Source organism: Bordetella sp. (assembly GCF_051960075.1).
GTDB lineage: Bacteria > Pseudomonadota > Gammaproteobacteria > Burkholderiales > Burkholderiaceae_B > Bordetella.
In genome coordinates, this window is the sequence record NZ_JBQCER010000029.1 from 21,039 (window position 1) to 36,656 (window position 15,618).

Genomic DNA, 15,618 nt, shown 5'->3' on the forward strand with positions numbered 1-15,618 from the left:
TCAAGGAGGAGAACACCGCCATGGAAAAAACCGCACACGTCGACACGTTTGCCCGCGACAACCTACCGGCGCCGGAGGAATGGCCCGAGATCCTCGACAGCCCGGACACGCGCTATCCCGCACGCTTCAATTGCGCGGTGGAGCTGGTCGACGCCGTCGTGGCGCGCGGCATGGGCGAACGTGTCGCGCTGCGCTGGCGCCAGGACGGCAAGCCCGCGTCGATGACTTACGACGCGCTGCGCCGTCTGAGCAACCGCATCGCGCATGTGCTGAGCGAAGACCTGCAGCTCAAGCCGGGCAACCGCGTGCTGCTGCGCGGCCCCAACAATGTCATGATGGCCGCCACCTGGCTGGCCGCGATCAAGGCGGGCCTGGTCACCGTGCCCACCATGCCGCTGCTGCGCGCCAAAGAGCTCAAGCAGGCGATAAGCAAGGCCGAAATCCATACGGTGCTGTGCGATGCGCGCTTGAAGGACGAGGCCCTGGCCTGCATGGACCCCAAGAACGAGCACTACTGTGCCGGCCTGGAAAAGGTGGTGCTGTTCAACGACGCCGCGCCCGATGCGATCGACGCCCTGGCTGCGAGCAAACCCGATGACTACGCCGCCAGCGATACCGCCGGCGACGACGTGTGCCTGATCGCCTTCACTAGCGGCACGACCGGCGCGCCCAAGGGCTGCATGCACTTTCATCGCGACGTGCTCGCCATGTGCGATCTGTTTCCTCGCCACGTCATCAAGCCGCAGGCCGACGACATATTCTGCGGTACGCCGCCGCTGGCCTTCACGTTCGGCCTGGGCGGGCTGCTGTGCTTTCCGCTGCGCGTGGGCGCCTCCACTGTGCTGTCGGAAAAACTCACGCCCGACCTGCTGCTGGCCGAGATCCAGGATTTCGGCGCCAGCATCGTTTTTACCGCGCCCACGTTCTATCGCCAGATGGCGGCGCTGGTCGGCAAATACGACATCCGCACGCTAAAGAAGAGCGTCTCGGCCGGCGAGGCGCTGCCCGACGCCACGCGCCAGCTGTGGAAGCAGGCCACCGGCATCGAGATGATCGACGGCATCGGCGGCACCGAGATGATCCACGTCTTCGTCTCCAGCCCCCCCGACCAGGTGCGTCAGGGCGCCATCGGCAAGGTCGTGCCGGGCTATGTCGCCCAGGTGGTCGGCGACGACATGCAGCCCGTGCCCAACGGCACGCCCGGACGCCTGGCGGTCAAGGGGCCAACCGGATGCCGCTATCTGGCCGACCAGCGTCAGCGCAAATTCGTGCAGCAAGGCTGGAATCTGCCCGGCGATACCTTCGTGCAGGACGACGACGGCTATTTCTTCTATCAGGCTCGCAACGACGACATGATCGTCTCGGCCGGCTACAACATCTCGGGTCCCGAGGTCGAAGACGCGCTGATGCGCCACGAGGCCGTGGCCGAATGCGGCGTGATCGGCAAGCCCGACCCGGAACGCGGCCAGGTGGTCAAGGCATTCGTGGTGCTCAAACCGGGCTACGAAGGCACGCCCGACCTGGCCGTGCGGCTGCAGGACTTCGTCAAGGCCACGGTCGCGCCTTACAAGTATCCTCGCGAGATCGAGTTCATGGCTGCGCTGCCGCGCACCGAGACCGGCAAACTGCAGCGCTACGCCTTGCGCCAGCGCGGCGCGGCGTGATGAAACAGGAGAACGTCATGCAGGAACCGGCAGGCAAGCCCTACGTCAGCGAAACGCGGGTGCGCTTTCGCCACTGCGATCCGGCAGGTATTGTTTTCTATCCGCGCTATTTCGAGATGATCAACGACTTCGTCGAAGAGTGGTTCGACAAGGCGCTGGACCATTCCTTCCATCGTCTGCTGACCGACATGGGCCTGGGCATACCTACGGCGTCGATCCAGTGCGACTTCACGGCGCCCAGCCGCTGGAACGACACGCTGCGGCAGGAACTGACGCTGCGGCGCATCGGCGGGTCGTCCATCAATTTCGACGTGCGCTTCGTAGGGCATGACGACCAGAGACAGCGCCTTTCCGCCAGCGCGACCCTGGTGTTCGTCGATGTTCGAAGCGTGCGCCCCGCACCCATGCCGCCCGCTTTGCGCGAGCGCATGGCTGCCTACCTTGTGCCTGCCGCGCCGGCGGCCTGATTTCAAATCTTCCTTCAACAGGATCGTGCAATGAATATTCTGCAACCCCCGGACTGGCTGCCCCCCAAGGGCTACTCCAACGGCATCATGGCCGAGATGACCGTCGGTTCGAAGCTGGTTTTCGTCGGCGGCCAGATAGGCTGGAACGGCCAACAGCAGTTCGAGACGGACGATTTCGCCGAACAGGTGCGCCAGACCCTGGAAAACATCGCGGCCGTGCTGCGCGAGGCGGGCGGCGGGCCGGAGCACATGGTGCGAATGACCTGGTACGTGAAGGACAAGCGCGAGTATGTGGCTTCGTATCCGGCCATCGGCAGGCACTATCGCGAGGTGATGGGGCGCAATTTTCCGGCCATGACGGCGATCGAGGTGGCCGATCTGGTCGAAGACCGTGCCAAGGTTGAGATCGAAGTGACGGCAGTGATACCGCCGCGCGCCTGAAGTCTCAGCTCACGGCGATTTCGCCGTCCTGGCCTATCCTGACCTTGCACCCGGGATGGTCTTCGCGGAATTCGCGGGCCTTGTGGCCCACGCGGATCTGCACTCCGCTGTGGATGGCTTTCCGGGCGGCCACATAGGCGTTGGGCTTGGGCTGCAGAGCCTTGATCAGTTCGGCTTCTTCGGCTTTCAGGGCGTCCAGATCGGTGAAGGTCTGTCTGTATGTCTTGCGCGCCCGGTCGCCGACGCCGTCGACGTCTTTCTGCGGGTTCGCATGCAGGAACATCACCAGCTTTTCAAGCTTGGCCTGCTGCTCGGTGAGATCCTCGCGCTTTGTCTGCAAGGCTTCGCGCCGGGCATGCACGTGCGGATCCAGGCCTACCTGGATTTCGGTGCGCACGGCGCCCGTCGAACCGATGATGCCCGCTTGCACCGATGTCATGGCGCGGATGCGTCCTCCGACGATGACGCCGTTCTGTCCGCCCGGCGGGCCGACGACCACGCTCTCGCCGGAATCGACGAAACACTGACGTATCTCGCGTTCGGCCGCGACCATTTTGGCGGCGTCGATCTCGGCGTGCAGGATGAAGCGCGCCTTGACCATGCCGCCGCAGACCAGGCGGGCCGAACGCGATTGCTCCTGGCCGTCGGTGGCGACGGTCTCGGTCATGCCGATGATGCCGCCGTTGACCATGATGTTGCCGCCGGCATGGATATCGGCGGCTTCGATGGTGCCTGTGACGACGACGTCGCCCGTCACGCGCACCTTCATGCCGGCGAGAATGTCGCCCTTGACCCGCAGCGTGCCGTCGAAATCGACATTGCCGCTGTCCAGGTCGACGGCCTCGATTTCCACCAGCGACGCGACCGATACGCCGCGCGGCATGACCTTGGGCGCGCCGGCTATCGCGGCGACCAGCAGGTTCGGATCGTCCGCGGACACCGCGGCGCCGGGCAGAGGCTGGGCAAAGGGAGGATCTTCGAGCGTCGGCGGATCGATAACCTTGCCCGCTATGTCGAAACCGGGCGTTCCCGGCACGGGCGGCGTGCGGCGCATGAGCGGCGCGCCCGGTTTGACCAGGACGAGGCTGCCCATGTCGCGGTAGTCGATCCGCGCAAAGGTGCCGTCGTCTTGCTCGTCGTCGTCCGGGTCGCCGGCTTCGGCGCGGTGTTGCCGGGGGGATTCGATCAGGCTCGTGAACGTGGCGGGCTCGCCTGGCATGGGTTGCTGGCCGGCGGCAATGCACACGCCTATGCCTTCGCTGCGCGCGATGGCCTCGCGCAGTTCGGCGTCCAGAATGCCGGCGACCACGCCGCGGTCGGCCAGCGCGACCCGTACCTGCTCTTCGGTGACGGCCGCCCCGCCCCGGGGCGCCTCGACGAGCAGCGTGGCGCTCATGCGGTCATCTTCGATATGCAGTTCGAAACTGCCGTCGATCGGGTCGTCCGCGGAGGGTTCTACAGGCGGGACAGCGGACATTCGGTCTCCTTTGTGGCGCCGGCGCTCGTCGGCGCCGATTTCTTCGAATATTGTGCCGCCAAAGCAATGCCCTGCGATAGAGGCGGATAACGCGGAGTCTCGCGCGCGCCTTCGGCCCAAATGTCAAAAAACCAAAGGGCCGCGAATGCGGCCCCCCGGTCGGTGTGCCCGAATTCGACGTCAGCTTATCGCGATGTCGCCGTTGGGGCCCTGCCTGAGCTTGCCGCCCGGGTAGTCTTCCCGAAACTCGCGAGCCTTGTTGCCGATGCGCGCGTTGACGCCGCTGTGGATATGCTTTCTGACAGCTACATAGGCGTCGGCCCGGGGTACCAGGGCCTTGATGAGATCTTCTTCCTGCGCGGCCAGCGCGGTCATGTCGGCGAACGTCTGCCTGAGCGTTTCGCGCGCCCGTTGCCCGATGTTGTTGACGTCCTTCTGCGGGTTGGCTTGCAGGAACAGAACCAGTTTTTCCAGTTTGCCCTGCTGCTCGGTCAGTTCCTTGCGTTTCTGCTGCAGGATTTCGGCCTTGGCGTCCGTGCGCGGATTCAGGCCCACCTGGATTTCGGTGCGCACCGCCGACATCGAACCCAGGACGCCCGCTTGCACCGACATCATGGCGCGCGTGCGTCCGCCGACGATGGCGCCCTTTTGCGAACCCGGCGGACCGACCACCACGCAATCGCCGGCATCGACGAAGCTTTGGCGTATTTCGCGTTCGGCCGCCACCATCTTGCGCGCATCGATCTGGGCATTGGAGATAAAGCGCGCCTTGACCGAGCCTTCGCAGACCAGTCGCGCCGCGCGCGACTGCGCCTGGCCGTCGGTGGCGACCGTGTCGGCCATGCCGACGATGCCGCCGTTGACGGTGATGTTGCCCCCTGCATGGACGTCGGCGGCCTCGATGGTGCCGGCGACCACGACGTCGCCCGTCACGTGGACTTTCATGCCCGCGACGATGTCGCCCCTGACCTTCAGCGAACCGTCGAAATCGATATTGCCGGTATCCAGGTTGACCGAATCGACTTCGACCAGCGCGACCACCGAGGCCCCATGTTCCATGATTTTGGGGGCGCCCGAGATGGACGCGATCAGCAGGTTCGGGTCGTCCGGGGATATCTCGACGCCCGCGAGGTGTTCGGCGAAAGGCTCGTCCGATATCGGCGGCAGTTCGATGACCTTGCCGGTGATGTCGAAGCCGGGAATGCTGGGCACGGCCGGCGTGCGGCGCATGAGCGGGACGCCGGGCGTGACCAGTACCAGGTTGCCCAGGTCGCGGTAGTCGATGCGGGCATAGGCGTCGTCGTCTTCTTCCTCTGAGCCCTGGGCATCATGCTCGGGGGGGGATTCGATCAAATCGGTGAAGACGGCGGGCTGGCCGGGCGTAGGCTCCAGGCCCTTGGCTATGCACACATAGGAGCCGATGCCCTGTTCGACGGTCTGCCGCAGCACGTCGTCCAGGATGCCGGCCACCACGCCGCGAGCGGTCATTTCGGCCCGCACCTGTTCTTCGGCGACGGCGGCGCCGCCGTTCAGGGGCGGCTCCAGGGAAATCGAGGCGGCCATGTGGTCGTTATCGACGTACAGATGGACGCGTCCGTCGAGCGGGACCTCCGGCGGCGGATCGGTGGGCAAGCCTTCGATCAGATCTGTAGGCAGACCTTCGGGCAGATCCTCGGGTAGGTCTGCGGGCATGAATCCTCCTGGGGCGGGCGGCCGGCGCGAGGCGGTGCGCCGGCGTCAGCTTTTTAGTTCGATGTTATGGCGCCATGTTTCGGCCGTCCGATTAAAGCACCGTTCCGCGGGGGCTTTACTTTTCCTTGCAAGATCAAATGTCAAAAAAACAAAGGGCAAGATCCGCAGCCCCGTGTGGTTCGAGCGCGGCAGGCCGACGCGCCGAGAAATGCCGGCCTGCGGGCGCTATTTGTCCGAACAGGCAGGCTGCAGGGCGAGCAATCTGGGCCAGACGGCCGCCCAGTCGCCGTCGTGCGTCATGCCCGGCACGATGTCGATCCGTGCGCACGCGGGCCCCGTGCGGTCCGCGAAGCGCCGGGCGACCTCGGTCGGCACGGTGGTGTCGTCGCTGCCGCTGAAATGAATCTGCGCAATGGCGCGCACGCGCCGCGCGAAGTCGATGGGGTTGAGCGATTGCGGCATGGGCGATACGCGATGGATGCGGTTCACGTATTCGCTGTCGAGATTGCCGGCCACGGTGCGCAGCGTTGCGACGTCATGGCGCCGGGCGGCGATGAGCACCGCCACCGCGCCGCCGCCGGAGTAGCCGATCAGATTCACAGGTTGGCCGGGCACCCGCGCGACGAGTCGGTCGACTGCGTCGTTCATCGAGGCGACGACTTCGGGCGCATAGCGTTTGCCCGTCCAGTAGGTAACGGCGCATTGCGGATTGAGGTCCATCGGCGTGAATTGGCAGGGCCGGGCCAGATAGGCCACGTTGGGCGCGGGGTCGGCCGCGGCCAGTTGCAGACCCGTGGCTTCGTGCGGCGAAGGATCGAGCGAAGGTTCGGAGATCGTGACCCAGGCATAACCGTCGCCTTCGATGTAGAGATCGAGCGGGGCGTCGGGGCGCGTGATTCTGACGAATCCTGTAAGCAGGAAGTCGCGCGTGGCGAAGGTCTCGCGCTGCAGGTGCGCGGGGGCCGCGACGACCTCGGCATGTTGGTTGGGATCGGCCAGCATGCATCCGCCCAGCATGGCGCACAGGCACAGCAGGGCAAGCGCGCGCATGGCGGGCTCAGCCGGCCAGCTCGGCGAACGCCTGCTCGGCCGCGTCGAATGTCGCCTGCAGGACCGTGTCGTCGTGCCTGGCCGACACGAAGCCGGCTTCGAAGGCCGACGGCGCGAAATGCACGCCGCGATCCAGCATGGCGTGGAAGAAACGCCTGAACCGGGCGACATCGCAAGCCGATACGGCGTCGAAAGTTTCGGGCACCTCGGCGCTGAAATACAGGCCGAACATGCCGCCGATGGATTGCGCCGAGAAGCTCACGCCCGCTGCGCGGGCGCGCGTCTGCAGGCCTTCGGCCAGACGCTTCGTGCGGGCGCTCAGGTCTTCGTAGAAACCGGGCTGACCGATCAGGCGCAACGTCGCCAGGCCTGCGGCCACCGCTACCGGATTGCCCGATAGCGTGCCGGCCTGATAGACGCCGCCCAGAGGCGCAATGTGCGCCATCAGATCGGCGCGGCCGCCGAAGGCGCCCACCGGCATGCCGCCGCCGATGATCTTGGCCAGCGTGGTGAGGTCGGGGCGTATGCCTGCCAAGCCCTGCATGCCTTGCGGGCCGACGCGAAAGCCGGTCATCACTTCGTCGAAGATCAGCACGGAGCCGTGACGCGTGCAAAGCTCGCGCAGACCTTGCAGAAAGCCCGCCCGCGGCATGACGAGGTTCATGTTGCCGGCCACTGGCTCGACGATGACGCAGGCGATGTCCGCGCCGTGCTGATCGAACGCGGCCTGAACCGCCGGCAGGTTGTTGTATTCCAGTGTGAGCGTGTGCGCGACGAACTCGGGCGGCACGCCTGCCGAACTGGGATTGCCGAAGGTCAGCAGGCCCGAGCCGGCCTTGACCAGCAGGCTGTCGGAATGGCCGTGATAGCAGCCTTCGAACTTGACGATCTTGGCGCGGCCGGTGGCGCCGCGCGCCAGGCGGATGGCCGACATGGTGGCCTCGGTGCCCGAGCTGACCAGACGCACCTGTTCCATCGACGGCATGCGTTGGATCAGGGCTTCGGCCAACTCGATCTCGGCTTCGGTCGGTGCGCCGAAAGACAGGCCGCCGACGGCAGCCTCCTGCACGGCGCGTACCACCTCGGGGTGGGCATGACCCAGGATGGCCGGGCCCCAAGAACCGATATAGTCGATATAGCGCATGCCTTCGGCGTCCCAGATATAGGGGCCCTGGGCGCGCCGGATGAAGCGAGGCGTGCCGCCCACCGAGCGGAAGGCGCGCACGGGGGAATTGACGCCGCCGGGAATGCTGCGGCAGGCGCGATCGAAGAGTTCGGCGTTGGTGGTCATGCTGTTCAGGGCTGCGAAGAATTGAAAGGCACCCGCCAGGAGCGCGTGGGCGGAGTCAGGAAGGGCGCTGCGCAGGCTTGCGCGGCGGCAGTGATGTCGGGAGCGTCGAACAGGGCGGTAATGACGGCGACGCAGTCGGCGCCGGCCTTGGCCGCGATCGCGGCGTTGTTGGGCGTGATGCCGCCGATGGCCGCGACGGCAGGACGCGGCGGGCTGCATTCTTCGACCAGCGCGTGGGCCTGCGTGAGCAGCGACAACGGCGCGCGTACGGCTTGCGGCTTGGTGGGAGAAGGAAATACGGCGCCGAAGGCGACGTAGTCGGGCTCGGCGGCGAGCAATCGCCGCGCGCGCTCGAGCTCGTCGTAGCAGGACACGCCGATGAGTAGATCCGGTCCCGCTTCTTTGCGTACCTGCACCGGATCCGCGTCGTCACGGCCCAGGTGTACGCCGTCGGCGCCGACCTCGAGCGCCAGGCGCCAGTGGTCGTTGACGAGAAAGACCACGCCCAGCTCGCGGCACAGGGGCGCCAGGGCTTTGGCTTGCGCCGCGCGCTCGGCGTCGGGGAGGGTCTTGCGGCGCAGTTGCAGCGCACTCATGCCGCCGGCCGCAGCCAGACGCACGGCCTCCAGCAGCCTGTCGGTGTCGTCCCATTCGGGCGTGACCCCGTACAGGCCGCGCGGAAATCGCAAAGCAGTCATGGGTGAGGCCTTTGCGTTGGGCTCGGCGCCTTAGCCGCGCACGTCGACGCGGTTCGGAACGCGTTTGCCCATGCCGGGCAGAAAAGCCGCGGCAATGGCCCGGGCCGCATGGGCAAGCGCCAGATCGGCGGCGTGCGGCACGTCCAGGCCCCGGGCCAGCAGCGCCGTCGCGGCTGCGGCGACCACGCCGCCGGTGTCGTTGTTGCGCTCGGGCGGGGGCTGCCAGGGCCAGGCCTGGGTCTGGCCCTCGGGCCCGAGCAGGAGGTTTTCCAGGTGGCCGGGGCGTACCGGCACACCCAGCACCAAGGCCCACTGCGCGCCGCCGGCCAGCAGGGCGTGCGCGGGGCTGGGGGAATCGCCGATATCGATGCTGCCGTCGGCCTGCCATTGGGCCAGACGCATGTGCTCGACCACCACCAGATGCGCTTGCGGCAGCAGAAGTTCCAGCGTGGCGGCCAGCAGATCGTCGGCGTCGTCCTGCTCGGACGCGTCGTCGCCGGCCGGGCCGCGCGGGCCCAGGTGCAACACCAGGGGCACCTGGCTGTAGTCCGCCGCGATCTGCGCGGTCACGCTGGCGGTTTCGGTGCTGTACAGGCCGCCGATCTTGATGGCCTGCACGGGCATGTCTTCCAGCAGGCATCGCGCCTGGTCGTCGAGCAGTTCGGGCGAGACGGGGTGCACTTCTTCCAGGCCGGCTGTGTCCTGTACGGTGAGCGCAGTGACGGCGGCCAGGCCATGGCAGCCCAGACTGGCAAACGTAACCGCGTCGGCGGGCAGGCCATCGGCCCCGGTCGGATCGAAAGGCCCGAATATGAGCGCAAGGGGAGGGGGAACAGGGGAAATCACGGGTAATCGGCCGCGTTATGCCGCAGCGGGCTGGCTCGGGTTTAGGTAAGATCGGCCTTCATTCTAATAGATGCCCCCCAGGGTCGAGATAACGCCGGGTGGGGGGCTTGAGATAGTGAGAATCATGCGTACCTGGATGTGTCTGATTTGCGGTTGGGTGTATGACGAGGAGGCCGGCTTGCCCGAGGAGGGCATCGCTCCCGGCACCAAATGGGAAGACGTCCCTCCCAATTGGGTCTGCCCGGAGTGCGGCGCCCGCAAGGAAGATTTCGAACTGATGGAAATCTGATCGCGCATGCGGTGCACCTGCTGCCCATGACGCGACATCGTGACGGAGACATCATGACCGAAAATACGCACCAAGCCGATCAGGACGACGATCGTCCGTCGGCCGAGCCGCCGGCCACGGATTTCTCCAATCAATTCCTGCTGGCCATGCCCGCTTTGGTCGACGGCAATTTCGCCGGTTCCGTGGTCTATGTCTGCGAGCACACGACGCGCGGCGCCCTGGGTCTGGTGATCAACCGGCCTACCGATCTTTCGCTCTCCGCCTTGTTCGAGCGCATCGAGCTCAAGGTCGAAGGCGCGCCGGCGCGCGACGATGCGGTTTACTTCGGCGGCCCGGTGCAAACCGACCGCGGCTTCGTGTTGCATGCACCCGCGGGAGAGTACAACTCCAGCGTCAAGCTGGGCGAGCTGACGCTCACCACCTCGCGCGACGTTCTGCAGGCCGCGGCCGAAGGCGATGGCCCGCAGCGCATGCTGGTGGCGCTGGGCTATGCCGGCTGGGGCGCAGGCCAGCTCGAATACGAAATCAGCCAGAACGCGTGGCTCAGCGTCGACGCGGACTCGCGCATCATCTTCGATGTGCCGCCCGAGGAACGCTACCCCGAGGCGCTCAAGCTATTGGGCGTGGACCCGATCATGCTGTCGGGCGGCGCCGGCCATGCCTGAGTGATTCATGCTCGAAGAAATGTTGCTCGGCTTCGATTTCGGCGAGAAAAAAATCGGCGTGGCCATCGGCAATACGCTCACGCGTCAGGCCCGCCCGCTCGAAATTATTTTTTCCGAGGTGCGCGAAGCCCGCTTCGGGCGCATCGCCAAGCTTATCGACGAATGGCGGCCGCAGCGGCTGGTAGTCGGCTTGGCGCTGGCCTCCGATGGCGGAGAGCAGCTCGCCACCGCGCGCTGCCGGCGCTTCGCCAACCAGCTCAATGGCCGCTTCGGCTTGCCCGTGGCGCTGGTCGACGAGCGCGGCTCGAGCAGGGAGGCTCAGGATCTCCTGGGCACGCATGCGCCCGACGACGCCATGGCCGCCATGGTCATCCTGCAGCGCCACCTCGACGCATTACCGTAATGTGACTGAGGGGCCGGGTATCATGCTGGGCTCCTTAGTGTTAATGGCCTTTAGCCGCGGAGAACGCTACTTGAATCTGCTGCGCTTCATTGCACGGCTGTGCCTGGTCGTGCCCTGGGTCTTGATGGGGCTGACGATCATCGCCCTGGTCTATCCCTGGATATCCCCCGTGCCGACCCGCGCCGCCATCAATCGCTGGTGGTCGCGCAACCTGATGCGCCTTTGCGGCATCCGCGTCTCCGTGATCGGCGAAGCGCGTATGGCCGGTCCCGTGCTGTGGGTGCCCAACCACGTGTCGTGGATCGACATCTTCGTGGTCAATGCGGTGCGCGCCACCGCTTTCGTGGCCAAATCCGAAATTCGCGCCTGGCCGATCATCGGCTGGCTCGCTGCCGGGGCCGGTACGCTTTTCATCGACCGGGGTCAGCGCCATGCCGTGCACGACATGAGCAGCGCCATTCGCAAGTGTTTCGACAACGGAGAGGCCGTCGGCCTTTTCCCCGAAGGCACCACGACCGAAGGTTTCGGACTGCGCCCTTTCTTCGCCAGTTTGTTCGAACCCGCGCGCGAGGCCGGCGTGGACATCCAGCCCGTGGCCCTGCGCTTCTATCATCATGGCGAACGCAGCAGTTTCGCGGCCTTCGTGGGCGAGGAGACGCTGGTGGTCAATTTGTGGCGCGTGCTGGGCGCGACGGGCTTATCGGTGGAAGTGTCGTTTCTGCCCGTTCTGCAAACGGCGCCGGACGAAGAGGGCGAGACGCCCACACGTCTGCAGCTGTCGCACGCAGCGCGCGACGCCATCGCCTTGCAGCTGATCTAGGCCTTTCAGCGTCGGCAGGCAGGCCTTGGCCGGGCCTTATTCCTCGCCTGGCGCCTGCGACTGCCTGCAACGTATCTGCACCAGCTTGCGGTCCTGCATGCGCATGGCGGTCAGGGCGCCGCCCCAGACGCAGCCCGAATCCAGGCAGATCACATTCTCGCGCTGATACAAACCCAGCGTGGACCAGTGCCCGAACACGACAGTAATGTCGCGCGTGGCCCGATCGGGCACGTCGAACCAGGGGATGAGCCCCTGCGGCCAAGCGTTGGGCGCTACTTTGGCGCTGAAATCCATATGCCCTTGCGGCGTGCAAAGGCGGACCCGCGTGAGCGCGTTGATGATCACTCGCAGGCGCTTGCCGCCGTGGTGCTCGTCGGTCCAGTGCGCAGGCTGGTTGCCGTACATTTTCTGCAAGGCCTTTTGCCAGTTGGGCCCGCGCAGCACGGCCTGCACCTCTTTGGCCAAGGACAGCGTTTTGGCTACGTCCCACTTGGCCAGCACGCCGGCATGCACCATTAGATGGCCATGCTCGAAATGGGCCAACGGCCGGCAGCGCAGCCAGTCGATCAGGTCTTGAGCATCGGGCGCATTGAGGATTTCGTCGAGCGTATCCGACTTGGACGGCTTGCGCACGCCGGCCGCCGCGGCCAGCAGGTGCAGATCGTGGTTGCCCAGCACCGCCACGCTGCGCGATTCCAGCGCGATGAGCCGGCGCAGCGCCGCCAGGGATTGCGGTCCGCGGTTTACCAGATCGCCGGCAAACCAGAAAAGCGAGTCCGGGTCGGCCGTAATGTCGGGATGCGCGAGCAGCTGGTCCAGGGGCTGGCAGCAGCCCTGCACGTCGCCGATCATCCAGATGCTGCTCATGTCAGTTCTGCCAGGCTGCGAATACGGTGAGAGTGGGGGCGGTCATGCCGGCGACTTCTTCCAGGGCCAGCGGCATGCGGTCAGATTGCCCAGGACCATCCGGTATTCCATGATCGAGAGCGCGGCCAGCGCCCTGATCATGGCGCCGATGTTGGGGCCCAGTGCCGTCAGCCAGGCCGGCCAGTGGCTGAGCATGCCGATGTTCAGCGCCAGCTGGTTGAGCATGAAAAAGCCCACGCCCAGCAAAATGCCGACGAACACCTTGGCGCCTACGCCGCCGCGTCGGGTCTGCATGAAACTGATGGGCGCGGCGATGGTGATCATGACCAGCAGCGTGAAGGGGTACACCGCCTTGCGCCATAGGGCCACGATTTGCCGATCCGCCTGCAACTGGTTGTGGTGCAGATAGTTGATGTAGTCGATGAGCGACGCGATGGACATGCGCTCTGGCGTCAGCACGCGAGCCAGCAGGCGCTGGGGGTTGAGCGTGGTGTGCAGGGTCAGACTCGGCTCGGTCGCCACGGCGGCGGGCGGACGGGCCGGCGGGCGGGCGTCGGCCAGCGCTTGCGAGGCGTCGGGGTCGATGCGCGTTTCGGTGACCGTGCGCAGGATCAGCTCGCCGTTGCCTTCGAGCGTGCCCGAATCGGCCTGAGCCACCATGCGCAGCTCCAGGTCGGGAGCGAGATCGTAGACCGTCACGTCGCTGACCGCGCCGCTGCCCATCAGATTCTGGATGTTGATGATGCGCGTGCCCTTGTCGGGCAAGGGCTCCTTGAACCAGTAGCCGCTTTGCAGCCGGCCGTCGCTGGACTGGCCGCGCAGCGCCAGGCTGACTTCGCTGTAGCGGGCCTCGGATCTGGGTGTGATGTATTCGGACAGCAGCAGCGCGCCCGCCATCAGGGGCACCGTGAGCAGCCAGAGCGCGCCCAGCAGGCGCATGCCGCTGACCCCGGAGACCCGCAGTATGACCAGCTCGTTGCGTTGGGCCAGGCCGGCCAGGGCCAGGATGGCGCCGATCAAGAGGCCGATGGGCAGCAAGTCGTAGAGGCGCGCGGGCGTCTCCAGGGCCTGCATGTAGAACATGGCCAGGACGGAGAATTTTTTGCCCACGCCATCCAGGTCGTCCACCAGCGCGAAGAAAGTGAACAGCCCGAGCAGGGCCAGCAGCACGACCGCGCAGGAGCGGTATATCTCGAGGGCCAGGTAGCGGCGGGCGGTGCGCATGAAAGGGGAGGCTTTTGTAACGCTTAGACGGAAATGCGGCGCGCAAAATGCGCCGTAAGTTGCAAGGTTAACAAATCCTCGGGCCGGGACTATTTCCCGACCGGGGATTCGCGCTCTAAACACCCGTGTGCCGGCCTCGTCGAAAAGAGACCTTGCAAGAGGGGCCGCTGCGTCTCGAAGAGGGGGCGGACAGGCGCTGCGACGTGCCTGGCGTCAGGGAGCGCCGAAATCCAGCAGCACCTTGCAGCTGTTGCGCGGATCGCGCTCGGCCAGGTCGAACGCGCCCTGAACGTCGCGAAAGTCTACCTTGTGGCTGATGATGCGGCCCGGATCGACCAGGCCTTTCTCGATCCACTCGATCACCTGGGGGAACATGGCGCAGTTCAGGCGCGAGGCATACAGCGTCAGTTCCTTCTTGGTCAGCTCCTGCTGCGGGATGGCCGACGGCGTGCTGGAAAAGCCCAATATGCCGATGCGGCCGGCCGGCGCAGCCAGGCGCACCGCTTCTTCCAGGATCGAGGGGTGGCAGACGGCGTCGTAGATCAGCGTGGGGCCGCCTTCGACGCCGCGCTTCTTGAGCGCCTCTTCCAGCGGTTCGCGCTTGGTGTTGATGATCTCGTCTTCGGCCGCGCCCACTTGCAGCGCCAGGGCCAGGCGTTCGTCGAAATGGTCGGTGATGAATGCACGGATGCCGTACACCCGCTTGAGCACCTGCATCAGGTTCAGACCCACCGGGCCGGCGCCGTAGATCAGCGCCACGTCGCTGGGGAACACACAGGTGCGGCCGGTGACGTTGGCCGCCACCGCGAAGGGCTCGATCACCGAGGCGCTCGCGTCGGCCAGGCCCTTGGGCACGACGTAGGCATTGCCCTGCGGCACGCAGGCGTACTGGCTGAAGCCGCCGTCACGATGCACGCCGATGACCTGCAGGCGGCTGCAGACGTTGCGCCGGCCGATGAGGCAGGCGTGGCACCGGCCACAGGCGATCACCGGATCCACCACCACGGTCTGGCCGATGCGCGAGGCATCGACGCCGGAGCCGACCGCCATGATGCGGCCGACGAACTCGTGGCCGATCACCCGGGGGTATGACACGAAGGGGTTGTAGCCGTGGAAGATGTGCAGGTCCGAGCCGCAGATGCCGGCATAGCGCACGCGGATGCGCACCTCGCCTTCTTGCGGTTCGGGCATGGGCCGTTCCTGCACGGCCATGTGTTGGGGCTGGTCGACGACGACGCTGAGCATGTTCAAAGTAGTTCCTTGTGTGGCGTTCTCGCGCTTACCAGTTCCACATCGAACCGTCGCGCAGACGGGCGACCGGCAGATAAGCGCGCTCGTAGGGGTATTGGGCGGCCAGGGCTTCGTTGATGTCGACGCCCAGGCCCGGCACCTCGTCCATGAGCAGGTAGCCGTTCTCGAAACGGTAGTTGTGCGGGAAGACTTCGTCGGTGAGCGCGCTGTGCGGCATGAGTTCCTGGATACCGAAATTGGGTACCCACAGGCCGAAATTGACGGCCGCCGCCATGCACACCGGTGACAGGTCGGTCGCACCGTGAAAGCCGGTGCGCACCTGGTACATCGCTGCGTAATCGGCGATACGGCGCACATGGGTGATGCCGCCGGCGTGGACGATGGTGGCGCGGATGTAATCGATCAGCTGTTCGCGGATCAGATAATTGCAGTCCCAGATCGAGTTGAACACCTCGCCCACGGCCAGCGGCGTC

The 15,618-nt window shown here is 65.9% G+C and carries 17 protein-coding genes; 7 read left to right on the plus strand and 10 right to left on the minus strand.

All coding sequences use genetic code 11. The features are described from left to right. Positions 1–20: 20 nt before the first annotated feature. From ACTHJ1_RS04040 to ACTHJ1_RS04050, 3 genes are read left to right on the plus strand one after another with little or no spacing between them, the layout of a single operon-like run. Complete coding sequence (locus tag ACTHJ1_RS04040) at positions 21–1,664, plus strand: AMP-binding protein (protein ID WP_440188057.1); 1,644 nt, start codon at positions 21–23, stop codon at positions 1,662–1,664. Further along, entirely contained in the window at positions 1,664–2,131 is a 468-nt protein-coding gene (locus ACTHJ1_RS04045) for an acyl-CoA thioesterase (protein ID WP_440188060.1), read from the plus strand. Before ACTHJ1_RS04040 ends, ACTHJ1_RS04045 begins: the two co-directional genes overlap by 1 nt. A 30-nt stretch (positions 2,132–2,161) precedes the next feature. Further along, positions 2,162–2,572: a RidA family protein gene (locus ACTHJ1_RS04050; RefSeq protein WP_440188063.1), complete on the plus strand. Its 411-nt coding sequence runs from the start codon at positions 2,162–2,164 to the stop codon at positions 2,570–2,572. Positions 2,573–2,576: 4 nt separating this feature from the next. Here ACTHJ1_RS04050 and ACTHJ1_RS04055 read toward each other — a convergent pair whose 3' ends face one another. The 6 genes from ACTHJ1_RS04055 to thiD form a co-directional block, all read right to left on the minus strand. Next, positions 2,577–4,049 carry a DUF342 domain-containing protein gene (locus ACTHJ1_RS04055; RefSeq protein ID WP_440188066.1) on the minus strand — a complete coding sequence of 491 codons (1,473 nt, stop codon included), beginning with the start codon at positions 4,047–4,049 and terminating at the stop codon, positions 2,577–2,579. Positions 4,050–4,229: 180 nt separating this feature from the next. Further along, positions 4,230–5,741, minus strand: a complete 1,512-nt coding sequence (locus tag ACTHJ1_RS04060; protein WP_440188069.1) for a DUF342 domain-containing protein — start codon at positions 5,739–5,741, stop codon at positions 4,230–4,232. 225 nt (positions 5,742–5,966) lie between these two features. Beyond that, positions 5,967–6,791 carry an alpha/beta hydrolase gene (locus ACTHJ1_RS04065; protein WP_440188072.1) on the minus strand — a complete coding sequence of 275 codons (825 nt, stop codon included), beginning with the start codon at positions 6,789–6,791 and terminating at the stop codon, positions 5,967–5,969. A gap of 7 nt (positions 6,792–6,798) precedes the next feature. After that, the gene (gene hemL / locus ACTHJ1_RS04070) at positions 6,799–8,082 is read right to left on the minus strand and encodes a glutamate-1-semialdehyde 2,1-aminomutase (protein WP_440188075.1); all 1,284 of its coding nucleotides are present in this window, start codon (positions 8,080–8,082) and stop codon (positions 6,799–6,801) included. A gap of 5 nt (positions 8,083–8,087) precedes the next feature. Beyond that, positions 8,088–8,780 (minus strand): thiamine phosphate synthase, encoded by a 693-nt coding sequence (thiE, locus tag ACTHJ1_RS04075; protein WP_440188078.1) that lies wholly within the window; start codon positions 8,778–8,780, stop codon positions 8,088–8,090. Between the two features lie 30 nt (positions 8,781–8,810). After that, positions 8,811–9,623, minus strand: coding sequence for a bifunctional hydroxymethylpyrimidine kinase/phosphomethylpyrimidine kinase (gene thiD / locus ACTHJ1_RS04080; protein ID WP_440188106.1), 813 nt, complete (start codon positions 9,621–9,623; stop codon positions 8,811–8,813). 127 nt (positions 9,624–9,750) lie between these two features. Between thiD and ACTHJ1_RS04085 the strand changes: the two genes are divergently transcribed. The 4 genes from ACTHJ1_RS04085 (at position 9,751) to ACTHJ1_RS04100 (ending at position 11,803) form a co-directional block, all read left to right on the plus strand. Beyond that, the gene (locus ACTHJ1_RS04085) at positions 9,751–9,915 is read left to right on the plus strand and encodes a rubredoxin (protein ID WP_066132292.1); all 165 of its coding nucleotides are present in this window, start codon (positions 9,751–9,753) and stop codon (positions 9,913–9,915) included. Positions 9,916–9,968: 53 nt separating this feature from the next. Further along, the gene (locus tag ACTHJ1_RS04090; protein WP_440188082.1) at positions 9,969–10,580 is read left to right on the plus strand and encodes a YqgE/AlgH family protein; all 612 of its coding nucleotides are present in this window, start codon (positions 9,969–9,971) and stop codon (positions 10,578–10,580) included. 7 nt (positions 10,581–10,587) lie between these two features. Then, positions 10,588–10,983: a Holliday junction resolvase RuvX gene (ruvX, locus tag ACTHJ1_RS04095; protein ID WP_440188085.1), complete on the plus strand. Its 396-nt coding sequence runs from the start codon at positions 10,588–10,590 to the stop codon at positions 10,981–10,983. A gap of 70 nt (positions 10,984–11,053) precedes the next feature. Then, positions 11,054–11,803: a lysophospholipid acyltransferase family protein gene (locus tag ACTHJ1_RS04100; protein WP_440188088.1), complete on the plus strand. Its 750-nt coding sequence runs from the start codon at positions 11,054–11,056 to the stop codon at positions 11,801–11,803. A gap of 36 nt (positions 11,804–11,839) precedes the next feature. Here ACTHJ1_RS04100 and ACTHJ1_RS04105 read toward each other — a convergent pair whose 3' ends face one another. The 4 genes from ACTHJ1_RS04105 to ACTHJ1_RS04120 all read right to left on the minus strand — a co-directional run. Then, entirely contained in the window at positions 11,840–12,670 is an 831-nt protein-coding gene (locus ACTHJ1_RS04105) for a symmetrical bis(5'-nucleosyl)-tetraphosphatase (RefSeq protein ID WP_440188091.1), read from the minus strand. Between the two features lie 42 nt (positions 12,671–12,712). Then, positions 12,713–13,894 (minus strand): LPS export ABC transporter permease LptG, encoded by a 1,182-nt coding sequence (gene lptG / locus ACTHJ1_RS04110; protein WP_440188094.1) that lies wholly within the window; start codon positions 13,892–13,894, stop codon positions 12,713–12,715. Positions 13,895–14,107: 213 nt separating this feature from the next. Continuing rightward, entirely contained in the window at positions 14,108–15,139 is a 1,032-nt protein-coding gene (locus ACTHJ1_RS04115) for a Zn-dependent oxidoreductase (RefSeq protein ID WP_440188097.1), read from the minus strand. A gap of 34 nt (positions 15,140–15,173) precedes the next feature. Beyond that, positions 15,174–15,618 (minus strand): enolase C-terminal domain-like protein (locus ACTHJ1_RS04120; RefSeq protein ID WP_440188100.1); only part of this gene is annotated, 445 nt, incomplete at its 5' end.